This is a genomic window from Oceanisphaera marina, assembly GCF_014643915.1.
Lineage (GTDB): Bacteria > Pseudomonadota > Gammaproteobacteria > Enterobacterales > Aeromonadaceae > Oceanimonas > Oceanimonas marina.
The window spans coordinates 1-2,203 of the sequence record NZ_BMKE01000054.1; the positions used below are offsets into that span (position 1 = coordinate 1).

Sequence of the window (2,203 nt, forward strand, 5' to 3'; positions counted from 1 at the left end):
TATTGATAAGCGTGCCTGAACAGGGAGATCGTGCAAGTAGCAAAAGCGGATCAAGAGACGATCATCCCATTATTGAGTGTCAAGGCGCTGCGGGTGAACAGTTACCCAAACCCGGCCTCGTGCACCGTTATCCCCAAAAAATCTGATGCCAAAGAGTGGCCTGCTGGCCCGCATGGGCCTGAACGAGTTGTTGGAAGGATAGGCAGCATTCCGATATTCGGTTACCTGTTCGACTTTGACTTCAAGGTCAACCGGTGGAATATGCAGTTGATGGAAAGGTATTTTTAATGAGTAGGGTAGGGGAATAACGCTGAGTGCAGCGGCAGTTTGTGTAGTGACGGTTTGTGCTAGCGTAGCGGCCATCACAAAAAGATCCACGGAACAAACTGTCCGACTGACACGTATTGTTATGTCCTTTCATCACACAGATTAAATACAAGCAGAGCCTAAGCATCAAGTGGGCTACCTAATACATTATCTTTGGCAAATATCCGATCAAGTACCGTAATTGACTTTTCGGATAACTCTTGCGTAAACAGCAAGGTGAGATTGTGTTTGGCTCTCGAGCAGCTCACGTAGAACAAGTTTCGATTTCGCTCAAATGTATCTTGTTTATCTTCGGGACAGCTACCGTCCATCCACTCCAACATCTGATTCCAGTTGTATTGATTCCATCCGCGACCACAAACGACAAGAACATTATCAAATTGCGCTCCTTTCACGCCGTGCTTCGTCGAGAAAGGTGTCTTTTCATCGATGTACTCACCCAAGTTAGCAACCTCAAGATAATCTACGGAGCGCAACTTGCTAAGCTTTTTTACAAACTTCGCTTCATACTCATCCAGCTCGTCAATCGGTTTTGATTTCAGTTGCTTGTATCGTTTTTCTGATTCTTCAATTTTTGATGGAATTCTAGGTATTTTGGTTTCCATTAAAAGATCCAGCATATTGCCAACGCTAGAATTGTTTCTTGCGTGTATTACCCTATCAAGAATATTCAGCCATTCTGTTTTATCGGCCTGGTACTTCAATTGAGGATGGTTTTTCTTTTTAATTTGCAATAATTCACCATATTGCTGTTTCTCATAGGCAGATACTGTTGGCTCTATCACCTCAAGAAAAAACTGGACATATTTGTCATTTTTTTTGAGATAGTCATCTGTATACCGAAAGCAATCAGTAAGATTCTTAAAGTTTTGCTCACTAGCTATAAGATTGTTGGTTAAAAACAAGATTTTCGTTTTCTCAGGAGACATATCCCATTCATCTACGCACATCAATTCTTTCGTTTTTTCGATATATTCTTTCACATTGCATTCTGGAAGATCATCCTTCCAGTGACCGCCGCCTTTACCGTCTCTCCGGACACCCGCCCAATTATTGGAATGGAAAACTTTTATCACTCCATTTGAGTTAGGATCTGATTCTGCTTGGGGAAGGTCTGGGCGCATTCTGTTCAAACATTGAACTATATTTCGATCCGACCGGAAGTTTGCTTTCTTACCGATCTCTACGATTTTTCCTTTTTCGCTCGAAATCAAGCCGCAAGCTGAAGTGCCGTAGATTTTCTGCCAGTGATCTCCGAAAAGGCCAACCATTACGCCGGAGTCATTATCGATAAGATTAGTGACAATGCTATCAGCCAGCTTGTTATTGGTATCCTGATACTCATCGATTAACACTATAGGGAACTTGCTTTTAAGTAGCTTCTGAAACTTTGGATACGTAAGCATGCGCGCCATCAACGCGACTACATCGTCATGATGTAAGGTAATTTCGTGTTCATTGACTGCGGGGAATCCTAACTCGTACTTGACCGTCTGATTAGTAACACCTACTGACTCTTCTATTCGCATTCTCCATTTTTCACCAAGTTCTGGAAGATGCTGCCGAAGCTTGACTTGGTAGTGTTGCAGTATGCTCCAGCAGAACGCGTGAATTGTATCGGCGAAAATTACTGGGTGATGATCCGTTCTATCCTTTATTTCATTCTTTGCTACGTTTGTGTATGTAATACACGCGATCTGCTGCCGATTACCTAGTAACTCATCTGCGCGGTTCGATATTAAATACCTGATTGACTCAATTAAGGAATAGGTCTTAAGCAGTACGGCATAACCCATGTGGATCTATAATTTCTACATATAGCTACATTCGGGAGCCTGCCATGAAACGGAACTTGTTAGGTCAGTCACTCACGGCC

General features: G+C 42.7%; 2 protein-coding genes. One reads left to right on the top strand and one right to left on the bottom strand.

Annotation, left to right across the window (positions count from 1 at the left end):
* The first annotated feature begins 30 nt into the window (after window positions 1–30).
* The gene (locus tag IEW52_RS15850) at window positions 31–288 is read left to right on the top strand and encodes a DUF4112 domain-containing protein (RefSeq protein WP_229668003.1); all 258 of its coding nucleotides are present in this window, start codon (window positions 31–33) and stop codon (window positions 286–288) included.
* Window positions 289–446: 158 nt separating this feature from the next.
* On the opposite strand, the gene IEW52_RS15500 is transcribed toward IEW52_RS15850, so the two are convergent.
* Window positions 447–2,123: a UvrD-helicase domain-containing protein gene (locus tag IEW52_RS15500; protein WP_188630986.1), complete on the bottom strand. Its 1,677-nt coding sequence runs from the start codon at window positions 2,121–2,123 to the stop codon at window positions 447–449.
* Window positions 2,124–2,203 lie beyond the last annotated feature (80 nt).